We start from the raw sequence: 23,834 nt of genomic DNA, 5'->3' as shown, positions 1-23,834 counted from the left end.
AACCCGCATCCTTTGCACTTCTACGATATCGAGATTGGCGAGGTAAAGCGAATCGCCAATTTTCAAATTTGAGGGCATTTTTAGAGCGTAAACGTCAAAAAACGCCTTCAAATTTGATTTTTGAAGGCGTTTTTTGCATTTTGAGTTATTTTCTAGCTATTTTTGTGCGAATGCGATTTCTTTATTAGGTTAATGTATTTAAAGAAATGTTAAGAATTGATCCTCCCTCAAAAGATATTTCATTTGTGTACCTGGCTATTTTTTTATGCCTTCTTGTTACATGACAAATGATTCATTTCAAAAGTAGCTGTAATTTTCAGATTCCTTTGTTTATAGATAATAATCTTTTATTTAATCTAGGAGTATACATGATCAAGAATCCAGAACGCCCAAACGTGTATAGAATGAAAGCCAGCCATAGGCCATGATTATGCCAGATAGGTGTTGCCGTAATTTGTATAAGGATATAGACGATCATTGCGTAAATCATAGAGTTTCGAACGGGAGCAATTTCAGTTGCACCTGTGAAGGCACCATAAATGACAAGGCCAAAACACGCGGCAAACGGGTAAAGAATAAGCCATGTTCCATATGTAGTTGAAAGTTCGATTACACTTCGTAGATTGGTAAAAAGCGCAATAATTTGTTCTTGAAATAATCCATAGATGCAAGCTATCACAAAAGCCGTAATCACCGACCATTGTTTTGATAAAGTAAGTGTTTGTTTATATAAATCCTTGTCGTTTGCTCCTACCGCTTTGCCGACGAGAATACTCGTAGCGTTAGCAAACCCCTCAAAGAAATAAGCCATAATGTAATGAATTTGAAATAGAACAGCATTGGCCGCTAAAAAGTTTGTTCCAAACGAAGCACCCTTTGCTGTAAACATATTAAAAACAACTAATAAACAAATCGTTCGAATAAACAAATCCTTATTAACGTTAAACATCTTTTTCATAGACTGTGTATCTATAACTTCATGAAAGAATGGTAACCTCCATTCAAACGGGGATGCCTTCTTCACAATGACCATCCCTAATAAAAAGGCAGTCACTTCAGCAATCAAAGCGGCAGCAGCGACCCCTTTTACAGCAAAAGAAAAGACATGGACAAAAAGAATGGCCAAAATCATATTCAAAACATTCATTAACACCTGTAAGCATAAAGATTCTTTAATCTTTGCCATCCCCATTAGCCAGCCAAGGATAACATAGTTCAGCAATGTAAAGGGTGCTCCCCAAATTCTAATTCGAAAATATTCAGCTGCAAACTGACTGACATCAGAATCATTTGAAAACAATATCAAAGCTACATATTCAATCGGCCATTGTAAGAGAATAAAACACACCCCAACCACAATAGCTAATAAAAATGGACGCGATAAAGCAAGAATTCCTTGGGCTTGATCGCTTGCCCCATTCGCTTGTGCGGCAAAAGCAGATGTACTCACCCGTAAAAAACCGAATACCCAATACAAAGTATTAAAAATAAGAGTCCCGACTGCAACTCCTCCAATATATGCCGCATCAGGAAGCTGTCCCACAACGGCTGTGTCTACAGCACCTAACAAGGGCGTTGTCATGGTCGAGATCGTTAAGGGAATCGCCAAGGTGAGGTACGCACGATGATTCATTAGGAATTTCCTCCTCCTATCCATTCAAATAGAACAATAGCCCCGATTATGCAAATGAAATCGAGGCATTCGAAAAGTGTATATACTGTTTAAATTAAGCACGTCTAACCGAACGAAAACGTGGGTGCTCAGCCAGCATGGAATCTCTCATCTCATTTACTACAGGATGTTCTGAAGTAAAAAACTGTGATTTTTCATCATAAAGCTCGACCAATTTTCCTTTTTCTAGTACACCTAATCTATCACTAATCGTATAGGCAGCTTTAATATCATGGGTAATAAAGAGAAATGATAACCCGAAGTCTGCTTTTAACTCCTTGAGTAATTCTAAAATAAGGGTTTGATTCACCATATCTAGACTACTGACAGATTCGTCTAAGACAATCAGCTTTGGCTTGAGTGAGATAGCTCTTGCAATATTGATTCTTTGCAATTGCCCACCGCTAAATTGATTAGGGTATTTTTTTAAGTCCTCTTCACTTAGCCCCACCCTTTCTAATAAATCAATAACGGTTCGTTTTTGCTCAGCTATTGTTAGCTTTTCATAGTTTTCTAGAGGCTCTGCAATAATTCGTTCAGCCGTCATACGAGGGTTAACCGATGAGTATGAGTCCTGAAATACAGCTTGAAGATCACGACGGATTTTTTGACGACTATGCTTATCTGCGGTATAAATATCATGCCCTTGAAACAGAACCTTTCCACATTGCGGCCGTTCCAGACCAAGAATCACTCTTCCTAAGGTACTTTTACCAGCTCCGCTCGTACCAAGCAAACCTAAACAGGTTCCTTCCTCAATAGAGAGAGATATGTCACAGAGTATTTTTTTAGAACGATCTTTCCAGTTGAAAAACGTTGGAGATCCAAAGCTATGGGTTACTTCATTTACTTGTAATAAACTCATTTTTTCACCCCTTATAAATGCCTAAGTCACGCCAAATGGATGACAGGTTCATCTAAATGTAATATGGACCGTGCATTTAAAAGTTTTTTTGTATACTCATGTTGTGGCTCATCAAATAGTTGGAATACACCCGCTTTTTCTACTATTCGACCATTTTGCATAACGGCAACTTCATCAGCCATTTCAGAAATGACACCGAGATCATGGGATATTAATAATATGGCTGAACCATATTCAGAACGAATTTTATCTAAGTGGTACAGCACTTTCTTTTGATTATTTACATCAAGAGCAGTTGTGGGTTCATCGGCAATAATGACGGCTGGATGTAAGCAAGCTGCAATAGCAATCATCACCCGTTGAAGCATACCACCACTCAATTGAGAAGGAAAGTATTTTAATAGTTTAACAGGATCTGGTAAGTTCACATGATGCATCGCCTCAATGGCAAGCTCTTTTGCTTGTTTTTTATTCCATTGTGTATGCGATCGAATGGTTTCAATAAATTGGTGGCCAATTGTAAAAACAGGCGTAAATGCATTCATCGGATTTTGCATAATAAAAGCGATATCCTTACCACGAATCATACGCATTTCTTTCTCTCCTAAACCGTTCAATTCGCGTCCTTTTAATACGATACTGCCTTCAATCGTTGTCGTTTTCCGATTGAGAAGCTGAAGAATGGACATACTCGTAACGGTTTTTCCGCATCCACTTTCCCCAACAAGACCCAGTACCTCCCCACGCTTCAGTTCAAAATTGATATTCTCAACAAGCGTGGTAGCACCAGTTTTTGTTTTTACCTGTACATGTAAATCTCTCACTTGTAACACATATGACTGTTCTGTACCCAACATTCTCATTCCTTTTTATGATCGACGTTTGACACCGTAACGTTCGGATAACGCTTCGCCCAATAAATTGAAGTTCACAATTACGAGCATAATCATCAAACCTGGAAAAAGCATTAATTCAGGATTCGTCCGAATATACGACTTTCCTTCGTGAATCATCGCTCCCCATTCAGCTGTAGGCGGTTGTACTCCTAAACCAAGAAACGACATGGCGGATATATCCATGATGGCCCAACCCATTTCTAATGTACCCATGACCACAAGTGGAGGGAGTACATTTGGGACAATATGATTTTTAATTATCTTCCCTTGCGATGAGCCGCTTATTTTCGCCGCTGCAATAAAGTTTTGTTCCTTCAGACTTAGAACCATTCCTCGGAACATTCTCGCGTAATATACCCATTGCACAAGCATCAGCGCTAAAATGACCTGCGAGAGTCCAGGACCGAAAATACCAACCAGTCCAAGTATAAGGATAAGACTAGGAAAAGCCATCACACCATCACAAAATCTCATCAAAACCTGATCCACCCAGCCGCCTTTATATCCAGAAAAGGTTCCAATTATTAAACCAATCGTTAAAGATGAAATGAAAATGAGCATGGCAAACCCTAAAGATATTCGTCCCCCATATAAAAGGCGTGATAAGTTACATCTTCCTAAATGATCCGTTCCTAATGGGAATTCCCAGGAGGGAGGCTGTAGTTTATAAACTAAATTGACCGCAATCGGATCATTGGGTGCGATCCAGGGAGCCAATAACGTGATGATAAAAAGAATCCCTAAAACAATAGTACATATAGGAATCACTTTTTGACTTATAAATATCCTGCGTATACTGGTTATCATCGTTGTTGCCCTTCTTTCCTGGATATGCGCGGGTCAATAAACATTTGAATCAAATCCACCATTAGGTTGCTAAATATAAATAAACTAGCGGCTATTAGTACATAGCATTGAATGATAGGTATGTCATGGTTAAAAATCGCTTCAATAAAATAACGTCCAAATCCAGGCCAAGAAAAAACGGTCTCCACGATAATCGTTCCTGTCAGCAGTTTCCCAAGATTCATCCCCAGACCAGTAATCATCGGGGAAATGGCAATTCTTAAGACATGCTTGGCCATAATGGTTTTTTCTTTTATCCCCCTTGTCCTTGCAAATAGCACATAGGGCTCTTGTAAATTTTCAAGAATGCTAGCACGCAACAATCTTGTGTACATCGCTATTAAAGGAAGAGCAAGCGTAATGGAAGGCAATACAAGATGTTGCCATGTTCCAAACCCTTCAACTGGGAAAAGATCCAATTTTACAGAAAAGAAAAAAATCAATAAATAACCTAGCCAAAAAGAAGGAATGGATGCCCCGAAAAAGGAAAGTATGCGACTGAAATGATCAATTGCGCTGTTTTTCTTTACTCCTGCTAGAAAGCCAAGAGGGACACTGACAAGCACCGCGATGAATAAACTCCCTAGCGCTAGCTGGAGGGTTGCTGGAATTCGGTAGATCACCTCGTCCCAAACGGGCTTATTCGAAACATAAGATATGCCAAAATCAAGTTGGCATATCTTCATAATAGACTTTACATATTGAATGAAGAATGGTTGATCTAAACCAAACTCATGTCTTTTCTGGGCCAAAATCTCATCGGTCGGTTCGATATGTGCTGCTGTTAAATAAGCCTCGGCCGGATCCACCGGTGAAAAGTGAATCATTCCAGTTGTTAGAAGTGCGGCCAAAAGAAAAACCGGGATAATGGACATTATTCGTTTTATAATATAATTGCCCATAATAGCCTCCTACTTGCCTACTGCTCGATGATAATTCCTGTGAATGGATTTTCGTCACGATTCGCAGAAAAATTGAAGTTCTTGACATCTTTTTGATAAATCGCTGTTTTCTTAATATAAGAGATAGGAAGAATTGCTCCTTGGTCCTGCAGTGATGTTAATATAGATGTGTACAGCTGTTGACGTTCATTTTCGTCAGTTGTCTGAGGTACTCGGGCCATTTGTTGGAGTAATTCCGCTTTGTTTGGATAGGCTGAAATGGCTTCATTAAATCCAAATCCTTCTTTTGCCACAATGTTTATAAATGTATGCGGATCATATGGAGCACCGTAGTTACTAAAGAAATTAATATCAAACTTATTATCTTTAAATCTTTGAACTTGAACAGCAAGCTCTACCCCAACAATATTTAATTTCACACCAATGGCAGCCCATTCTGATTGTAGCGTTTCTGCCATTGCTTTTTGAATAGATTCTGCTGAATCATACATCATTTCAATTTCAAGTGGCTGTCCATTTTTTTCCCGAACCGTTTTCCCCTTAGGAAGTGTCCAACCTGCTTCGTCTAATAACGCTTCTGCTTTCTTAACATCATATCCAATCTTCTTAACATCAATTTCGGAAGTATAAGGCAAGTTTGTCGGTAAAATAAAATCTGCTGCTTCTTCTAGTCCAGAAGTGATTCCTTTCACCATTGCCTCTTTATTAAATCCATAATGTAACGCTTGGCGAACACGTTCATCGAAAAGCTGTTTTCTGTTTGTATTCATAACAAGCTGTCTTGTCGCGACTGGCTCAGAAATGCTAGTTTCATATTTATCAGTTGATTCTAATTGTTTGAAAGCGTCTAAACTGATAACACCTTCTCCGTAAATTAAATCTAGCTCACCTTTTTCAAACGCTAGTACTCTCGTTTCTGCATCAGGAATGACTTTCACTTGAATTTTTTCTACTTTTGGAAGCTCACCCCAATAGTTTTCGTTTCGTTTGAAAATCGCATATTCATCCGCTTTATACTCTTCCAAAATCCATGGGCCTGTACCAACTGGTTTCACAATTCCTTTTGAGGTATCACCATTTTCAGGGAATCCAGCTTCACCTAAGAAACGAACAGGTCGAACAACAGCTAACTCCTGAATCGTTGGATAATAGGCTTCAGTTAATGTCATTTTAAACGTATTTTCGTCGATAACTTCCATATTTTTAATTTTAGAAAGGAAACCCAACCAACTATGTAATTCCATGTGATTCAAAATTGTATCAAAATTCTTTTTCACAATTTCTGCATTAAAACTTGTTCCATCAGAAAATTTCACATCTTTACGCAGATGAAATGTATATACTTTTCCGTCTTCAGAAATTTCCCATGACTCAGCAAGATGAGGTTTTAGCTCTCCTCCAACTCCGTAACTTACTAACGGTTCATATACCATTGACTGAGCAAATAATTGTGAAGGATTATAAACATGGGGATTCATTTCGCCCACATCCCTCGCCCATGCAATCGTAAGCATATTATCTTTTACATTCTTTGACGTTGTATCCTTATCACTAGCATTTGTACAACCAAGTAATACTGATGATAATAAAAAAATAAAAATAAATGTTAATAAAATATTCCGACGATTAATTGTATAAGACATATAACTTCCTCCAATTGATGTTGATAATCATTTTCAATTGTAAGAGCATTACATAGTCTTGTCAATGTAGTGTTGGATATTTTATTTTTTTAAACCCACTAGCCCCCATAGATAAAATTAATTTAAATAGCAAATAAGCTGTTGAGGCAAACACCAGCTTTCGCATTAATTCTTTATGCCGTGTACTTTCTAACTGTTCAGGGTGAATGACGGGGTCTGGGAGTAAGTACTCTCCCTTCATCACGCTTCCTAAGAACGCTTTCTCCGCGATACTCATCCCTCTTCACCTGACGTAAGGTCAAGTTTAAATCCACTTGGAATTGCTCTTCCGGCAGGAAACGATTCGGTTGATTGCCTATACTTTGGTACGGACTTTTGGTTCTCATGATAGGAATCAATTTCTTCTACGGTGAGTAAAGATTCATTTTCCCAGTTTTTCAGAATCCCAACCACATAACTCAGCCTTCGCTTGTTGTTGGCACAGGCAATTTTCATCGCTTTTAAAATCACCTCTTTCGGCTGTAAAAAGCTAGAATCCTCTAACCAAACTAACAGCTATGGGGTATCAAATATATACTTACATTTAGTATCGTTTTTAGACTCCGTCCAGTTATTTGGATTGGTCTTGCGGCTAAAAAAATGTCAGACACCTTAACGGGAGCCTGACATTTCAGCATTTAGTTACTTCTATTTAGAGAATACATGGATTGCTTAGAGTGTGTTATGAATAGTGCTTCGCAAAAACTTCTTCATTAGTATAAAAGAGCTCAAAAGAATCTGTTAGTGCCAAAAATTATTGCTTGATATACCATTTTTCTAACCGGATAAATTGTACTATCTTTCTAATTTTAAAAACACAAGGAATTAGTTAGAAGAATTTTTAATAAAATGTATATTTGGGATAAAGGTATACCTTTTGAAGGGGAGATTATGACTAAAAAACGTTTTTTCCGTAAACGAGCCTCTTGAAATCTAGTTTAAATCTATTGGCCTTGTAAAGTTGTAATTCGTTCTAAAGAAACAATAAATCGGTTCAGATGATTTTGAATGAACAACAGTTGTTGGCGATTCGGGATTATCAATACTTAAAGATATAGTTACATGATCATCGTTTGGTAAATTAGGGTCATAGATATGAATGGACAGATTATTTTCATTGAAGTCATACCCATATGCAAGAACTTGATGGTTTTGTCTAATCTGAAAAGGATTAAGGGATTTTACTCTGACTAAACCAAGCGGTGATAGCTTTCCGTTATCAAGATCATTTTTTATTCTCGGCCATTCCTCATTAATCATTCTCCACGTTCTTCCGTGCGGAGCAGCTCCTAGTTTACTAGCGGTTGTTTCATGATCCGGGAGGACAGGATTCATCAAAACCATATATTTAATAAGACCAAAGGGCAAATGAAAGCTTTCCATCTGCCGATTAACGATATATTTGAACAATAGACCAGATGGAGGGGCTGTCGGATTGGACGGGATCGGCATTTTTGCTTCAAAGTAATCTATGACTGCATAAATCATTCCGCCACAAAGGCCATATGATGCATTACCGATTGGAATCCGCAGACCCAAAACATCCATTTTCCATAATGGAACTTGTGGGAAGCTGTTTCCAAATTTAAAAGCGGATGTGCTGGGCAGAAACCCTGTTAAGGTTGACATAATGACTTCCCTCTATTTCTTATAAAATGATTGTAAAAATATCGTGAAACGTTGACCGATAGGATCTATTTTATGCATATTTCCTGCTATCGGGAATAAACACTTGCCCCTTTTGAATTTTTAAAGAGAAAAAAAGCCTACAATTTCATGTAGACTCTCTAATTCTGCAAAATTAATTTTATATTTAAACCCAATAGTTTCTTTATAGCCTTTGAATTAAGTATAAAATAGCTTTCTGGACGTGCTTCCAGGCTGTTGTATTATACAATTGGTCCGAGGTGACTGGACTTTTCCTTTGCCTCCTCTATCAGCAGTTGTGCCTCTATATATGCACCGGCAGAAAGTATGTCCAAATGACGATGCCCCATATTACCGTAATTATAGACAATCAGAAAACTGCTGGTCTCCCAAATTTCAAATCGAAACATATGCCAGTGGTTGGGCACATCCAGATAGTGGCCTGATTTGAATGTTTTCTCCCCCAAGCGGTGATAGGCAAACTCAGCTTTCGCCCCGCTGTAGCATTTCCCGGACTCTAATACGATTGGATGATCTTTCGTATAAAGGTGTTCCATACCTTCTAAGGTTATGATCCCAGTCTGTCTTTTTGTCGCTACAATAATAGGAGAACGCTTATTTGCTCCTAACTCATGATAATCTATGATGTCGCAGTCATCCCACTGGACTTGGAGATTGGCTTGTGACAGTGAATTTGCCCACTTCCCGACATCTGCGGGGTTTTCCAATCGCTCACAAGAGAGATAGGTTCCGTCCTCGGTTAACAAATCATCGACTATTTGTAAATACTTACTATCTCCATATGTTGGATTTTCCTTCAAGTAATCTGGTAGTGACCAATACTTTGGGAAGAAAAGAGGTCCCATAATCTCATGAAAGGCCCGCACAGAAATAATGAGATCAAAAGAGTTCAGCAAAAAATGCTCTCTTAAATCCATAAAATCGATTCGATAAAAGCTCACATTAGTAAGACCTAGCTGCTTAGCCAAGTATTTGGCACACCGGATTCCGTTCCCTGACTGATCGATTCCAATTATCTCCGCATCCGGAAACCGTGTGGCGTACCAGCATGCCAACAATCCATTATCACATCCGATTTCCAAAATTCGCTTTGGCTTTAGTTGTTTTTGCTGGTTTATCCAAGTCAGGAAAGACTTATGAAATGACTTCGTCCATGATTCCACTGCCAAGCTGAAAGGCAGAGTACCATTCTTTACCTCATAAATATTTCCCTGCTTTTTGCGGCATATAAGTGGTTCAAGTTCCTCTGCCAAGACTGAATCTACTCCAGTAACGTGCTTCCAAAAGCCCCGCTTGCTTTTACAGTCCTTGATTCCGAGTGTCTTAAAATAAGCAGAAATTCTTGGTTTCCTTTGTTTCGTTTCGATTGACATGTTTTATCTCCAGTTTATTTTAAATTATTACTACATATTAGTACTTGGTCTTAAAAATGGTTAGTTTTATTATAATAGGAATTTGCTATTTTTTCAAAAAATTTCTGTTTTTTACTAGATAAAGTGTTTGTTCTCGTTCAGATTGTTTGACCAAAAGAAAAACGCTAAACTCAATTTGGGATAGAGTTTAGCGTTTTTACTTTATGTGGTACATAAAAGCTCACACCATAATTCCGCTTTTATCATTCTCCACGCCCTTCCGTGGGGTGCAATACCTATTTTAGTTGTTTCATGGTCCGGCAGTGTTGGATTCATCCAATCTATATATTTCATAGGTCCTGAGGGCAAATTAAAGCAATCAATCAGCCGGTTAACATATAATCGAACAATGGACCAGAAGAAGGAGCTGTCGGATTTGATGGAATCGACATTCCTGCTTCAAAGTAATCCCTGACAGCACAAACCATCCCGCCACAAAGGTGATTTAAAAGGAGTAACAGAATTATTACCACTAGGTACTTAAATTAGTGGTCAAATAAAAGTATCTTTCATAAGAAACCGAAGGTTCGGATATCCAAGGAAAGTATCATAAGACTAAAGTCGAAAATACGGGAACTAACTTCACGTTCAAAATCCATCCCAATGGAAACAAGAATTGAGAAACTAAATCAATACCTAACGGGGTGGTATGGTTACTTTGCTTTAGCGGATACACCAAGTAAGTTTAAAGAATTTGATGAATGGATAAGAAGAAGACTCCGTATGATTGAATGGAACTTTTACAAATAAAGAAAGCTGCCAATGTTTGATCGGCAGCTTCAAGATGTCAATTGGTAAAACCATTTTGTGTTTTGATGTAAGACATCTGAAACTTCCGCAGCGGAAAGCTTCTTAAGCAGTGCAATTTTCCTTATGGACTCCTCCATCATATTCGGATGGGTCATTTTCCCCGCAAATGGACCTTCAAATGGCCAAGGTCCATCTGTTTCAACCATCATGAGCTCGAGAGGATAGACATTGACAAGCTGCTGGATTTCTTGTTCATACACCACATCCGGGGTAATAGAAATATGGTAGCCGTTTCGTATCATTCGGTCTATTGTTTTCTGATCCCCTTTAAACCAATGAAAATGCGCTTTGGAAACAGAATATTTTTCGAGAAGGTCACAAACGAGAGGCGCATCATCGTAAACAGCATGAAGAACAATCGGTTTGTCCCATATTTTCGCCTTACTTATAAAAGCTTCTAATACTTCAAGATAAGGAGCAATCGAAATCCCTTGCTCTTGCCTTAAGTAGTATGGCAGCCCCACCTCTCCTACAGCAATCATTTCATTACGGTGGTTGTCCATCCAATTTAGCAGCACGTTCAGCTCGTTTTCAGAAGGCAATGTTTGTTCTGGATGGTAGCCAAATGCAGGTTTTACCTTTTGATATTTTTGTGTAAGCAAAAGGTTTCTTTTACTGGAATCCAAATGAAAGGATACAGAAATCAAGGCTTCGATACGGGCAGAATCCAATACAATCCTTTTGATTTCCTCATCCTGATAGCGATCCAAATGTATATGAGCGTCGATCATGTTCATTTGACTTCACCTACTAATTGGTAATATAAATCCCTTTTGCATTGAATAAAGCTTTTATCTAGCAGAATACCTTCGTGCCGTGGCCTTTCAAATGGAACCTCTATGTTTGAAACGACCTTAGATTGCTTACCAGACAGCATCATCACTCGATCGGATAGAAACAGTGCTTCCTCAATATGATGAGTAATAAAAAGAATAGTCCTTCGATGTGATTCCCACATTTCCAATAACCATTTCTGCATTTCAAACCGGGTTAGCTCATCTAAAGCTGAAAAAGGCTCATCAAGACAAATCACCTCTTGCGGACTCAATAAGGCACGGATAAAAGCAGCCCGCTGCTTCATTCCTCCAGATAGCATGTGAGGATAGGCGTTTTCATAATCAGAGAGTCCTGCAATCGCCAGCATCTCTCGTGCTGCTTTTACTTCTTTTTTTCCCTGAAGCTCTTGGCCAAGAAGGACATTTTCAAGTATCGTCCTCCACGGGAAAAGAGAAGAAGTTTGAGGCATATAGCTAATAAAACCACGCTTGCCATTAATGCACTGGCCGTCTAATAGGATTGCCCCTTCATCTGGTGAAAGAATTCCTCCTATTAAATTGAAAATGGTGCTTTTCCCACTACCTGAAGGGCCAATAATAGAAACAAATTCATCTTTATTAATGGAAAAATCAAGGTCTTTCAGTACTTCATTTTGCCGGAAACGTTTCGAAACGTTTTGAAAACGAAGATAGCTCATTTTTTCTCATCCCCTTTCGGCTGCCAGCGAACCACTCTTCGTTCCATAAAAACGATTAAAAAGAAAAATAAGAGGCTTAAGAACATGATGGTAAAAATAGCTACGAACACCCGGTCCGTTCTAAAAGACGACGATGCGAATGTCATAAAGACACCAATCCCCTGCTTCGCACCAAGCCATTCAGAAATAACGGCACCCATTACACTATACGTGGCAGAAACCTTAAAGCCTGAAAAAATAGAGGGCAACGAAGACGGCAGCTCCAATTTCCAAAATAGCTGTGTTTTGGATGCACCTGCCATCCTCATATAATGCTTCAACTCTGAAGGAGTTTGGCTAAATCCATCCAAGGCGGCCACTGTAATGGGAAAGAAACAAACAAGAGTGATGACAATCATTTTGGGCAATAAGCCAAACCCAAACCAAATGACCAACAGTGGAGCTAGAACGATAATGGGAACATTTTGTGATAAAATCAACAATGGATAGAAGGAATCCCTTAAAACAGGTATAAGATGGAATAAAACGGCGACTGCCAGTCCAATGAATGCTCCAACTACAAATCCAAATAGTGAAATTTTAACCGTTGAAAACACATCTGGATAAAAATCACGCCAACCAGCAATGGCCTCTGCGAAAATCTTTGATGGCGGAGGAAGAAGCCATTCCGGCACTTCTGTTATTTTAACAACAATCTCCCAAATGACAAACAAAAGGAGGAGAACCAAAATCGGTCTCCACCCTTTTACAAGATTCTTCCTCATCATCGATATTTCTCCGTTAAGTCATCCATGGCAATGCCTGTTGGCTGATAAAGGATTTTTACTTGAGAAATGACATTTTTGCTTCCTATTTCAATCATTCGTTCATTCATTTTTGAAATCACCGTAAATAATTCGTGAAGTTCGCCTTCCATGGTTGTTTCTAACGGGTGTACCTCATATTTCACACCAGATTCAGCAATGACTTTAATGGCTTCATCAACGTATGGAATGACGTCTTCTCCACCCTTTGTTTTCGGGATGATTTGAATGCTGATTAATGCATTCGCCATATTTTTCTACCTCCTATTGTTTTGGTAAAAATTCATTTGTAAATGCTTTTTTCGCATCTAATTTCTTATCAAGAAGCTTATTCTCATACATCCATTGGGCATAATTTTCCCAAATCTCTTGCTTTTGAATTCCCCATTCTTTTGCATCATCCTGATATTTCGGAGACAACCATTCTTGACTCTTCTTTACCAGCTTTGGATCTAAATCCGGTGCTGCTTTAATCAGGATATCTGCAGCTTGATCAGGGTTTTTAATGGCAAATTCATACCCCTTGGCAGCGGCATTTACGAATGCCTTAACCGTTTCTGGGTTCTCTTCAATCATTTTTTCGTTTGTTTCTAAAACAGGTGTATAGTAGTCCAGTTTGTCAGAGTAATCTGTTAAGTAAACCATATTAATTTTTTCATTACGAAGCTCTGCTTCTACACCAGTCCACCCATAGTAAATCCAAGCGAAATCGATGTCTCGTTTCACAGCTGTAAAAAAGTCCGTATCCCCCATGTTCACGATTTTCACCTTATTAGCATCGGCGTTTTCCTTTTTCATTAGAGAAGTGATAACAGATTTTTCGACTGGCGAGCCCCATCCACCGTATGTTTTTCCTTGAAAATCTTTCGGAGATTGAATCTGTTTGCCAGCTGGTGAAGCGAATCCTGATGTATTGTGCTGAATCACTGCAGCGATCGATACGAGCGGCACCCCTTGTATACGTGCCTGGGTAATCGCTTCTTGGTAGCCAACACCAAACTGCGCCTTGCCAGAAGCTACTAGTTGGTCAGCTCCGGCCTCACCCGGCATGATAATATCCACATCCAATCCTTCTTTTTTAAAGAATCCTTTTTCTTTTGCTACATATAATCCAGTATGATTGGTATTGGGCGTCCAATCCAGTACAATCGAGACCTTTTTAAGCGGCTGTTTTTTTTCTTTTGCGTTTTCTGTTTCTTTTTTGCTGCTGCATCCAGTCACTAGAAGGACTGAAAGGACTAGTACTAGCCATTTCTTCATGTTGAATCCCCCATATGTAAAAATAAAATCTAAAGTGAAACAAATGAAATAGGCTGAAACCTAAGTGTTGGGTAGAAGGCAAAAACTTGCTTAAACAAAATAAAGCACCCAGGCAAAGAAACCTGAGTGCATATCAGCAAACAATTAATTGTTTAAGAATATGTTCCCTCCGCCGGTATCAACCAGATCAGGTTCCAAGGGTCATCGTCTCACGGACTAAATCTCAACCGGCATCACCGGTTCCCCCACATTACATCGTATTCCACTTCATATCCTACTATTATATCAGTCAAGGCAGACAATGCCAACTGCTTTTATCTATTTATGCTTGTTAACAAATACTTCCTATCATGAAACATCCAGTTCTCATCTTCTGTTGGCACGTAAACAGAGGTTAATTCACCTGCACGAAATAACTTTGCTAGTTAACCTACGGTGTTACGAGTAAGGAGCTAGTTTCGTTCATGATAACTTATACGAACAGGGGCATTATTTGAGGATCCGTCTGTATCCAATCATTTCAACTAATACAAAAAAGATGCCCCACCTCAATGGAACATCTTTTTCTATTGAACGTTATCCAATTTTCTCATCTGTCCCTTTTTCTCCAGAAGTCACATCCTCAATTAAAACAAACTCCTCCGACATTGGACGAAGTTTCTTGGATCCTACTAAGAAATAGTAGACAATCGCCACACCAAAAATCGTCAGAATCACACCCGCCAAAGGCAGCTCCACTCCAAACAAAGGAAGAGTTGTCGTTAACACGCTGTATTTTACCACGCAGAAGAAAGAGAAAACACCCAATACTAATGCAATCGCCGGTACAACAGGGTAGCTCACCTTAAATGGTCTTTCCAAATTTGGCTCCTTTTTACGCAGCACAAACAACGAAACCATACTTAAGCAGTACATCGTAATCGCACCAAAAACGGATAGGATAATCAACGCATTTGCAAAGTTTGCTGAGCCTGCTGCCATAACTCCAATCGCTCCAGGAACAATCAAGCCCCAATGCGGCACCCCGCGTTTCGAAAGATTAGACAAAAACTTAGGCAGGTATCCTGCACGAGCCAGGGCAAACGTTTGACGGGAATAACCAATAATAATACCGTGCAAGCTGGCAATTAAACCAAATAAACCGATAATGGCAACTGATTTTGGAATAAAGCTGCCTTCTCCATAAATACTTTCCAATGCCTGTGGAAGAGGATAATCCGCCGGTTTACCGGTACCGCCGCCAAGTCCTGCCGTTACGACTAAGGTTAAAATCGTTGCCACACCAAGCGTTAAAATACCGGAAATAAAGCCTTTTGGAATATCCTTCTTCGGGTCGCGCACCTCTTCTGCTGCCATCGCTCCCCCCTCAATCGCAAGGAAGAACCAAATGGCAAATGGAATAGCTGCCAAAACACCGGACCAGCCATGACTAAAAGCCCTATCATTAAATATATTGGATGATTGAACATGAGGTAAACCGGCCACATAATAAATCGAGAGACCGATCAGTGCCAATACCGTTGCCACTAACTCAATGATAGCGGCACCTTTTACACCGATGAGGTTGACCAAAATAAATAAAATAAACATTCCGACCGTTGCATAAACGGGATTAATACTTGGGATTAGGAAATTGATATACGCTCCAACAGATACTGCAATCGCTGGAGGGGCAAAAATGAATTCCATTAAACAGGCTAAACCGGTTATAAAGCCCATAAACGGCCCCATTGCCTTTCGAGCGTAGGCAGACGGCCCGCCGGCATGAGGGATGGAAGTTGAAAGCTCTGAATAACTAAAAATAAAAGTCGTATAAAAGACAATAATAATCAGTGCGGCAATGCCGAGACCGATGGTGCCACCTGATTCAAAACCATAGTTCCAGCCAAAATATTGGCCGGATATGACCATCCCTACAGCAATACCCCAGAGATGAATTGGTTTAAGCGCTTTTTGTAAATGGTTGTTTCCCTGCTCCATAAACCCTTCCCCTTTCAAAGTAAATCTCCTGGAAATATTAAAGTAAAACCATATCCCATACACGACTATTTCCAAAACTAGGTGCTACTAGTTTAATATAGAATTGCAGAAGGATTCACAGGATATATTATCCAAATATTATCGTGTCTTCAAAACCGACATAACATTCCGAACAGATTGGGCTGATTGATCAAGGGCTGTTTTTTCTTCAGGGGTTAACGCAATTTCAATTACCGTTTCAATCCCATCGCCGCCAAGGATCGTTGGAACCCCTAGATATAAATCCTGATAGCCATATTCCCCTTCCAGATAGGCAATACATGGCAAGATTCGTTTTTTGTCTTTTAATATGGCTTCAGCCATTTGGACCATCGAAGCTGCCGGGGCGTAGTAGGCACTGCCTTGACCTAGCAAACTGACAATCTCGCCGCCGCCTTTACGCGTTCTTTCCACAATCGCTTCAATTCGGTGAGGCGGAAGAATTTTATCAAGCGGGATTCCGCCGGCATAAGAGAATCGAACCAATGGGACCATATCATCACCATGACCGCCAAGGACAAAACCTGAAATATCTTCCACTGACACATTCAATTCCTGTGCAACAAAAGTGTTGAAACGCGCAGTATCTAAGACTCCAGACTGACCGATAATCCTATTTTTAGGAAACCCTGTTGTCTTATAGCAAACATAGGTCATCGCATCAACAGGATTACTTAAAACGATAATGTAGCTATTCGGCGCATATTTTTTAATATTTTCAGAGACTTGCTCAATAATTTTTGCATTGGTAGAAACCAAATCATCCCGGCTCATCCCTGGTTTCCGCGGAAGCCCTGCAGTGATTAACACCAAATCAGCATCCTGTATATCCGCATAATCTGAGGTACCCGTTATATTTGCATTAAAGCCTTGGACAGGGCTTGCTTCCAGCATATCCAGTGCCTTCCCTTTGGTCGGATCGTTTTGAGACGGGATATCAACCAGAATGACATCTCCTAATTCTTTTTGCGCAATCATCAGCGCCGCTGTTGCACCAGTATATCCTGCACCAATCACTGCAATTTTTTTACGTTTGAAAACCATATTTCTTCCTCCATTCTTTTTAAAATTATTCTGTTTGTGCTGGAGGCTCATCTTGTTTTGCTCTTTGACCCCTTTTTGCAGGTTTTGGTTTCTCCTCGCCCTTTTTCGGCATCTGTGACAACATTTGCCCTACTTCCTCATCCGGACGCGGGATCACATGCGCGGTTACCAGCACCCCGACACTTTGAGCAGCATACTTGCCAGCATCGACCGCCGCCTGGACAGCCCCGACATCTCCTTCTACTAAAATCGAAACGAGTCCGGCGTCCACTTTTTCTTTTTTAACTAAACGTACATCCGCTGCTTTAACCATTGCATCTGCTGCAACGATTGAGGCAATCAGCCCTCTAGTTTCAATCATTCCTAAGGCTTTTGACATCACTTACGCACCTCCTTCAACATCAATAGAATCGATAATTCCGATAATGACAGCATCAATCGGCATTCTATGGTCACCGATAATATTTGCTGCCGCACTTCCCGTTGTGACCATCACTTTATCTCCGACTCCGGCACCAATCCGATCCACCGCAATAAACGGTGAAAGGATAGGCGCCCCGGATGGAAGCTCCGGCTGGACAAATAAATATTTTAATCCTGTTAGATTCTCTTCCTTCCTTGTCGCCCATACATTTCCTATCACCGTTCCAACTAACAAAAAATCATCCCCTTAAACTAATCCATAACCTGGATGCTTTTTTTCAACTCTCTTGCTGCATCTCGTGCCAATGGAGTCACAATTGTGCCTTTCCGAACCGATATCATTTCGTACTGACATGCCTGCACATCTCTTTTGGTTAAGAGATTTTTTTGAAAATGAACTTCTTTTGGTTCGTTTTGTTCAGGTGATACCTGATTGGTCACAGGCTGGGGTTTTACTAAAGGCTCCCCATCCTTAACAATGAAACCAGCCTGACCGCTTGTAATTAATCCGGCATTAGCTTCATCGGTATCGATATGCATTTCAAGCTGATATCTCGGTGAAACCCTTATAAGTACTTTTTCAAACGAAACCGGGCGTTCCCCTTCTGTTCGGATTCGTACATACTCGCCGTTTTCAACGCTAAAATAAGCGGCATCCTCAGGGTGCATATGAATATGAGCCTGAGCAATGATCAGTCCTTCATTTTTGAAAATACTTCCTTGGGGCCCTGCCAGAGTAATCGGTGCAGAACCAGCAATATTGCCAGATTCCCTTACGGGCGGTTTCAACCCAAGCTTTACTGAATCCGTTCTGCTGACTTCCACTTGTGTTAAAGAACGGGCCGGACCGAGGATTCGCACTTTTTCAATGCTTCCTCTTGGTCCGACAATGATCACCGTTTCATTAGCCGCAAATTGACCGGGCTGAGACAAGTCCGCTTTTTTCGTTAACTCATACCCTTTGCCGAAAAGCGTTTCTAAATCAGCTTGACTTAAGTGGCAATGGCGTGCAGAGACAGCCATCGAGATTGTATTGGGTCTGAAGTCCTTTTTTAACAATTGCTGAATCACTTCTTCAACAACCGTTCGAATAGATTGTTCATTCATCGAATTGGCTCCTTACTTCTTACACTTCCACTTCTAATTTTGGTAAAATGCTCTCCAATTCGTTGTGCGGACGTGGGATGACATGTACAGATAATAGTTCACCAACACGTTCTGCTGCTGCCGCACCTGCTTCAGTTGCCGCTTTAACCGCACCTACATCTCCGCGGACAAGAACCGTTACAAGCCCGCCGCCAACATGTACTTTACCGACTAAATGTACGTTTGCTGCCTTTACCATTGCATCTGCTGCTTCCACGGATGCTACCAAACCTTTTGTTTCCACCATTCCTAATGCTGTTAATTCTCTCGCCATTGTAAATTCCTCCTATTAATTTAATTGATATTTTTTTAATACTTGATTTACCAATTCAGAAATGACCTGCGAATCTAGCTGGCCCGATACATTCACATTGCTTAAAACCTGATTCACAATCTCGTCTACATGGTTGCTGGCACCCCATTGTAGAGCAGGACTTTTGCTGGATGGTTTTGGAACGTTAACCTCTTTTGTTCCATAGGCCATTCTTTTGATATTGATTAAATGGCGGGCCGTTAGATTGTCTGAAGTAATATTACCGCCATATGATCCACAGCCAAGTGTCAGCGATGGCATCAATTCCGTTGTGGCTCCCACCGCACCAATGGAAGAAAGAGTATTCACCATCAGTCGTGATACTGGCATGAATAGCGCAAATTCACGGGCTACATTGTCATCATTGGTGTGAAGGGATAAGCTATGTCCCATCCCGCCTAAATTTAAGATTTTCACACACAGCTCTTTTGCACTTTCATAGCTTTCAGCTGTATAAATCGGAAAAATCGGCGAAAGTTTTTCAATGGAAAAAGGAACGTCCTTCCCTATCCGCGTTTCTTCCGCAATTAAAATCGTTGTGTCGGCTGGAACGGAAATACCCGCCAATTCCGCAATCTTGACAGCACTTTGACCAACAATTGCCGGGTTCAGCTTTCCTGGCAATGGTGAAATCACCTTTTCTAAAAGTGATTTCTCCTGTTCATTTAAGAAATAGGCGCCATTATTTTTAAGCTCCCTTACCGCCATTTCTTTGACATTCTGGTCAACCACAATGGCTTGTTCCGTTGCACAAATCGTGCCGTTATCAAACGTTTTGCTTTGAACAATCATTTTGACCGCTTTTTCGATATTGGCGGTTTTTTCGATATAGACGGGCACGTTTCCAGGACCGACACCATATGCAGGCTTACCTGAACTGTAGGCAGCACGGACTAAATCTTTTCCGCCAGTTGCTAAAATCAAATTAATATCACGATGGTGCATTAATTCAGTGGTTGCTGCCATTGTTGGTTTTGAGATCCAGCCAATAATTCCGTCCGGCGCTCCCGCATCGACGGCTGCCTCCAAACAAATCTTTAAAGCGGCGACTGAGCATTTCACTGCCCGTGGGTGCGGACTAAATACGATTCCATTTCTTGTTTTTAGGGCGATTAATGCTTTAAAAATCGCACTCGAGGTTGGATTTGTCGTTGGAATGATCCCGGCAATCACCCCAAAAGGTGAGGCGACTTCGACTATTTTCTTTGTACGGTCCTCGTTAATGATTCCAACTGTCTTCTCGTTTTTAATAGATTCATAGACAGCATGTGAACCGACGTCATTTTTCATTTTTTTATGTTCGACTACACCCATTCCGGTTTCTTCGACCGCCATCTGGGCTAATTCAAGTGATTTGGCAGCAGCCGCTTCGGCTGCCCGTTTCACAATTTTGTCGACTTGTTCTTGGGAAAACGCCAAGTACTTTTGCTGTGCTTCTTTAGCTTTCTGTACTGCATCCCGCATTTCCTGAATGGATTGTAAATCTAAATCGAATGGCAACAGGGACACTCCTTTCTCTCTTGTTTTTTGTGTAAAAAATTACACGTATGCAGCATTATCCGCCAATTAAATAGGAATCTAATACTGTCGTGGATTTCTCGCAATCTCGATAATCACAGCACGAAAAGCATCCGCTGCCGCCTGGCATGCCGATTGCGACCCGGTCAATAGCCCACCTCCAAAGTTTGTTTCCGAAGGCGGTCCAAAAAACTTAACCAGCTCTACATCAGCAGCCTTTAACGCCGCATCCATTCCATACACCGCCTCAAGCGGCGGAGCAATCAAATAGGCTAGTGCTTCTCCTTGATTAATCCCTGCCTCAGCTGATAGATAAGAACCGGTTCTTGCCACGACATGGGCATACAATGCATGGTTTTTTTCCTCATTGATTGCCTCAAAATACGCTTCATTTTCTGCGGTTTGAATCACCGCATCTATCCCGCTTTTCACTTCATCTGGACTTGGACCGGCCAACACGCCGATCATTTCACCAGACAATGGCCCTGATGCATGCGCAGAACCTGCGTAGAAGGACTTTGCATAGACAACATCAACATCTGCGCGTTTTGTTGCTTCATCTAGAGCTGTATAGCCGACATCGTCAATCGTTGAGGTAAAAATCGCTAAACTCCGTTGATGGGGTTTTAACTGAAACTGAGCTGCTAAGGCAGGGTCAACGTTTGGAATAATCCGAACAGCCAAGATATTTGCATGAATTCGTTCTAATGCCATTTATTAACCCTCCCCTTATTGCTCTTTTTGTACCAGCGAAACACCGCTGGCTTCATATTTTAATATTTTTTGCACGATCGTTCCGATATAGGCGCCGGCCTCCACCGGTGGAATGCCGCCCTTATGAATATTGGAGATGACCATCCGGTCGGCCTCAATGGTGCCGTGGCGTGGTTCGTAGCAGAGATACGCACTTAACGATTCCGCACTCACAAGACCTGGACGTTCACCAATCAAGTAAACAATCACTTTCGGTTTTAGGATCTCCCCAACATCATCCATTGCCGCCACCCGGCCTTTTTCGATAAAAAATGGTGTTCCGACATCGAGACCTAAGCTTTGAAGCGATTGATTAAGAGATAAATAGACATCCTCTAAATTTTCCTCGACCGCTTTCGAACTTAAGCCGTCAGAAACAATAATTTGAACCGTCGGAGACTTTTTACATTTTTGATCAATTAATTGTTTTGCCTCATCAGAGAGCTTTCGGCCGAAGTCCGGACGGCGGACATAAACCTCTTTGTCGGTAACCTTCGTGTTAACTTTTAATAAGGATAAGCTTTCAAGTATTTTCGGATCGACATCACCATAAACGGCATCGACTGCTGCCGCATGGTCAAAGCGAAACTTCAGCCAAGTGTCCGTTTTGGGCCTTAATCCCGCACGGCCGACGCCAATTCTTGCCGGTGTTTTGCTAATTAAAAGATCCAGCTCTTCCTTATTAATCGGATTTTCAAGTCCTACAGGCGGCTTTGGTTCAAGAAGTATTTCTTTTTCATGGGCTGACACCACGCATCCCGGACTTTGATTGCACTCTGTTTCAACATGATTCGTCCGGTGGCTCCAAAATTTCACCTCCACTTTTGCCGATGTATCATCGTTCGTCTTTTTCTTAACTTCTTCCACCGCCGCACCGCCAGCAGCGGTCTTCGTCTGCAATTTTTCAACCACCATTTTCGTGATTTGTTCCACTAACTCAGGCTTCACTCCTTACACCTCCTATCGCGAAAAAATCGTCGGGTCACCTGCATATTTACTTAATTTCCCGTTTTCAAAAATCCCCGTTTTCTCCAGCCATGCTTCAAATGATGGTGCCGGCCGTTTATTCAGCGTCTGTCTTAATGTCGCAACATCGTGATAACTTAAGCTCTGGTAATTGAGCATACAATCATCACCCATTGGCGCAGCGATAATAAAATTCACCCCTGCCGCGGAAAGCAGCACGCCAAGATCTTCAATGTCATTCTGGTCTGCTTTAATATGGTTCGTATAGCAAATATCAACGCCCATTGGAATGCCATGCATTTTTCCCATAAAATGATCTTCAAGACCGGCTCGAATCACTTGTTTGTTGTTGTACAAGTACTCTGGTCCTATAAAGCCGACTACCGTATTGACAATATACGGGTCATAGTAGCGGGCAAAGCCATAATTCCGGGATTCCATTGTCAATTGGTCGATATCATAATGAGCTTCGGCGGATAATTCCGAGCCTTGACCTGTCTCAAAATACAAACGTTGTGGACCAGTTCCTGTACCGTATACTTTCGCCATTTCATTGGCTTCCTCCAAGAGGGACGCGGTAATCCCGAAAGAACGATTCGCCGCTTCGGTTCCGGCAATACTCTGGAAAATCATATCTGCCGGCGCCCCCTGCTGGACCGCTTTCATTTGAGCTGTCACATGGGCAAGCACACAGTTTTGCGTTGGAATTTCCCATTTTTGAATAAAGTCATGTGTCGCATGCAATAACCGTTTTACACTTTCAACGGAGTCATCTACCGGGTTTATTCCAATTACTGCATCTCCAATCCCATACGCAAGCCCTTCTTTCATTGAGGCCATCATCCCGTCGACATTATCCGTCGGATGGTTTGGCTGCAGCCTAGAGGCTAACACTCCTTTTTGACCAATCGTAATATTGCATTTCGATAAAACTTCAATTTTATTGGCGGCATGGACTAAATCGAGGTTGGACATGATCTTTGCCACCGCTGCAATCATTTCACTATTCAGACCTCGGCTGAGGCGTTTCAAGTCTTCACCAGTAGTTGAATCGTTCAGGATATACTCGCGAAGCTCCGAAACAGACCAATTTTTAATCGATTGATAGATGGGTTCGTTGATCTGACCCTCGATAATCCTTGAAACCTCATCCTCTTCAGGAGATAGCATGGGATTTTCCCTAATATCTTGTAGTGTTAAATAGCTCAACACTTGTTTTGCTGCGATTCTTTCCTGAACGGTCTCAGCAGCGATCCCTGCTAAGCGGTCGCCGGATTTTTCTTCATTTGCTTTCGCAAATAAATCCTTTAGTGAGGAAAATTGATAGACGGTACCTAAATAGGTGGACTTTAATCTCATTAG

At 40.9% G+C, this 23,834-nt stretch carries 25 protein-coding genes, 1 pseudogene and 1 riboswitch; of the genes and pseudogenes, 1 reads left to right on the top strand and 25 read right to left on the bottom strand.

The genetic code is table 11. From position 1 onward, the window contains the following. Positions 1-316 precede the first annotated feature (316 nt). The 10 genes from J7E66_RS07505 to J7E66_RS07460 all read right to left on the bottom strand — a co-directional run bounded on the left by J7E66_RS07505 (position 317) and on the right by J7E66_RS07460 (position 9,904). Positions 317-1,633, bottom strand: a complete 1,317-nt coding sequence (locus tag J7E66_RS07505; RefSeq protein WP_214998819.1) for an MATE family efflux transporter — start codon at positions 1,631-1,633, stop codon at positions 317-319. Between the two features lie 94 nt (positions 1,634-1,727). Beyond that, positions 1,728-2,537: a nickel import ATP-binding protein NikE gene (gene nikE, locus J7E66_RS07500; protein WP_214998817.1), complete on the bottom strand. Its 810-nt coding sequence runs from the start codon at positions 2,535-2,537 to the stop codon at positions 1,728-1,730. Between the two features lie 26 nt (positions 2,538-2,563). Further along, positions 2,564-3,391, bottom strand: coding sequence for a nickel import ATP-binding protein NikD (gene nikD, locus J7E66_RS07495; RefSeq protein WP_214998845.1), 828 nt, complete (start codon positions 3,389-3,391; stop codon positions 2,564-2,566). A 15-nt stretch (positions 3,392-3,406) separates the two neighbouring features. Then, complete coding sequence (nikC, locus tag J7E66_RS07490; RefSeq protein ID WP_214998815.1) at positions 3,407-4,240, bottom strand: nickel ABC transporter permease subunit NikC; 834 nt, start codon at positions 4,238-4,240, stop codon at positions 3,407-3,409. Further along, positions 4,237-5,181: a nickel ABC transporter permease subunit NikB gene (gene nikB / locus J7E66_RS07485; RefSeq protein ID WP_214998813.1), complete on the bottom strand. Its 945-nt coding sequence runs from the start codon at positions 5,179-5,181 to the stop codon at positions 4,237-4,239. The genes nikC and nikB overlap by 4 nt, the downstream gene beginning before the upstream one ends. A 17-nt stretch (positions 5,182-5,198) precedes the next feature. Then, a complete protein-coding gene (nikA, locus tag J7E66_RS07480) occupies positions 5,199-6,824 on the bottom strand; it encodes a nickel ABC transporter substrate-binding protein (protein ID WP_214998811.1) in 1,626 nt (541 codons plus the stop codon). 61 nt (positions 6,825-6,885) lie between these two features. Then, on the bottom strand, positions 6,886-7,101 hold the full coding sequence (locus J7E66_RS07475) for a hypothetical protein (RefSeq protein WP_214998810.1): 216 nt from the start codon (positions 7,099-7,101) through the stop codon (positions 6,886-6,888). Beyond that, complete coding sequence (locus tag J7E66_RS07470) at positions 7,098-7,379, bottom strand: DnaD domain-containing protein (RefSeq protein ID WP_214998844.1); 282 nt, start codon at positions 7,377-7,379, stop codon at positions 7,098-7,100. Before J7E66_RS07470 ends, J7E66_RS07475 begins: the two co-directional genes overlap by 4 nt. Positions 7,380-7,796: 417 nt before the next feature. Then, positions 7,797-8,492 carry a hypothetical protein gene (locus J7E66_RS07465; protein ID WP_214998809.1) on the bottom strand — a complete coding sequence of 232 codons (696 nt, stop codon included), beginning with the start codon at positions 8,490-8,492 and terminating at the stop codon, positions 7,797-7,799. A gap of 260 nt (positions 8,493-8,752) precedes the next feature. Beyond that, on the bottom strand, positions 8,753-9,904 hold the full coding sequence (locus J7E66_RS07460; RefSeq protein ID WP_214998807.1) for a class I SAM-dependent methyltransferase: 1,152 nt from the start codon (positions 9,902-9,904) through the stop codon (positions 8,753-8,755). Positions 9,905-10,453: 549 nt separating this feature from the next. Between J7E66_RS07460 and J7E66_RS07455 the strand changes: the two are divergent. Beyond that, a pseudogene (locus tag J7E66_RS07455) lies at positions 10,454-10,690 on the top strand (group II intron maturase-specific domain-containing protein); the annotation flags it as partial. A gap of 32 nt (positions 10,691-10,722) precedes the next feature. Here the strand turns inward: J7E66_RS07455 and J7E66_RS07450 are convergent. The 15 genes from J7E66_RS07450 to J7E66_RS07380 all read right to left on the bottom strand — a co-directional run bounded on the left by J7E66_RS07450 (position 10,723) and on the right by J7E66_RS07380 (position 23,831). Further along, entirely contained in the window at positions 10,723-11,490 is a 768-nt protein-coding gene (locus tag J7E66_RS07450; RefSeq protein ID WP_214998805.1) for a TatD family hydrolase, read from the bottom strand. Beyond that, positions 11,487-12,227 (bottom strand): ABC transporter ATP-binding protein, encoded by a 741-nt coding sequence (locus tag J7E66_RS07445; protein WP_214998803.1) that lies wholly within the window; start codon positions 12,225-12,227, stop codon positions 11,487-11,489. Before J7E66_RS07445 ends, J7E66_RS07450 begins: the two co-directional genes overlap by 4 nt. Continuing rightward, a complete protein-coding gene (locus J7E66_RS07440) occupies positions 12,224-12,991 on the bottom strand; it encodes an ABC transporter permease (RefSeq protein WP_214998843.1) in 768 nt (255 codons plus the stop codon). Before J7E66_RS07440 ends, J7E66_RS07445 begins: the two co-directional genes overlap by 4 nt. Next, positions 12,991-13,281 carry a thiamine-binding protein gene (locus J7E66_RS07435; protein ID WP_214998801.1) on the bottom strand — a complete coding sequence of 97 codons (291 nt, stop codon included), beginning with the start codon at positions 13,279-13,281 and terminating at the stop codon, positions 12,991-12,993. Before J7E66_RS07435 ends, J7E66_RS07440 begins: the two co-directional genes overlap by 1 nt. 13 nt (positions 13,282-13,294) lie before the next feature. Continuing rightward, positions 13,295-14,290 (bottom strand): ABC transporter substrate-binding protein, encoded by a 996-nt coding sequence (locus tag J7E66_RS07430; RefSeq protein WP_214998799.1) that lies wholly within the window; start codon positions 14,288-14,290, stop codon positions 13,295-13,297. A gap of 147 nt (positions 14,291-14,437) precedes the next feature. Continuing rightward, positions 14,438-14,547, bottom strand: a riboswitch (TPP riboswitch). Positions 14,548-14,866: 319 nt separating this feature from the next. Further along, positions 14,867-16,270 (bottom strand): ethanolamine permease, encoded by a 1,404-nt coding sequence (gene eat, locus J7E66_RS07425; RefSeq protein WP_214998797.1) that lies wholly within the window; start codon positions 16,268-16,270, stop codon positions 14,867-14,869. A gap of 138 nt (positions 16,271-16,408) precedes the next feature. After that, complete coding sequence (gene mdh, locus J7E66_RS07420; RefSeq protein WP_214998795.1) at positions 16,409-17,353, bottom strand: malate dehydrogenase; 945 nt, start codon at positions 17,351-17,353, stop codon at positions 16,409-16,411. Between the two features lie 25 nt (positions 17,354-17,378). After that, positions 17,379-17,732 (bottom strand): BMC domain-containing protein, encoded by a 354-nt coding sequence (locus tag J7E66_RS07415; protein WP_214998842.1) that lies wholly within the window; start codon positions 17,730-17,732, stop codon positions 17,379-17,381. A 3-nt stretch (positions 17,733-17,735) separates the two neighbouring features. After that, positions 17,736-18,011 (bottom strand): EutN/CcmL family microcompartment protein, encoded by a 276-nt coding sequence (locus tag J7E66_RS07410; protein WP_168243714.1) that lies wholly within the window; start codon positions 18,009-18,011, stop codon positions 17,736-17,738. A gap of 17 nt (positions 18,012-18,028) precedes the next feature. Continuing rightward, positions 18,029-18,883 carry a phosphate propanoyltransferase gene (locus tag J7E66_RS07405; RefSeq protein ID WP_214998793.1) on the bottom strand — a complete coding sequence of 285 codons (855 nt, stop codon included), beginning with the start codon at positions 18,881-18,883 and terminating at the stop codon, positions 18,029-18,031. A 19-nt stretch (positions 18,884-18,902) separates the two neighbouring features. Beyond that, complete coding sequence (locus J7E66_RS07400; RefSeq protein ID WP_144555092.1) at positions 18,903-19,196, bottom strand: BMC domain-containing protein; 294 nt, start codon at positions 19,194-19,196, stop codon at positions 18,903-18,905. 15 nt (positions 19,197-19,211) lie between these two features. Continuing rightward, positions 19,212-20,735 carry an aldehyde dehydrogenase family protein gene (locus J7E66_RS07395; protein WP_214998786.1) on the bottom strand — a complete coding sequence of 508 codons (1,524 nt, stop codon included), beginning with the start codon at positions 20,733-20,735 and terminating at the stop codon, positions 19,212-19,214. Positions 20,736-20,813: 78 nt separating this feature from the next. Beyond that, the gene (gene eutL, locus J7E66_RS07390; protein ID WP_214711718.1) at positions 20,814-21,467 is read right to left on the bottom strand and encodes an ethanolamine utilization microcompartment protein EutL; all 654 of its coding nucleotides are present in this window, start codon (positions 21,465-21,467) and stop codon (positions 20,814-20,816) included. Between the two features lie 15 nt (positions 21,468-21,482). Further along, a complete protein-coding gene (eutC, locus tag J7E66_RS07385; RefSeq protein WP_214998784.1) occupies positions 21,483-22,454 on the bottom strand; it encodes an ethanolamine ammonia-lyase subunit EutC in 972 nt (323 codons plus the stop codon). 12 nt (positions 22,455-22,466) lie between these two features. Next, a complete protein-coding gene (locus J7E66_RS07380) occupies positions 22,467-23,831 on the bottom strand; it encodes an ethanolamine ammonia-lyase subunit EutB (RefSeq protein WP_214998777.1) in 1,365 nt (454 codons plus the stop codon). Positions 23,832-23,834 lie beyond the last annotated feature (3 nt).

Source organism: Bacillus sp. ISL-7 (assembly GCF_018613065.1).
Note: the sequence above shows the minus strand (reverse complement) of the source record. Positions and strands in the feature narration are given on the sequence as shown.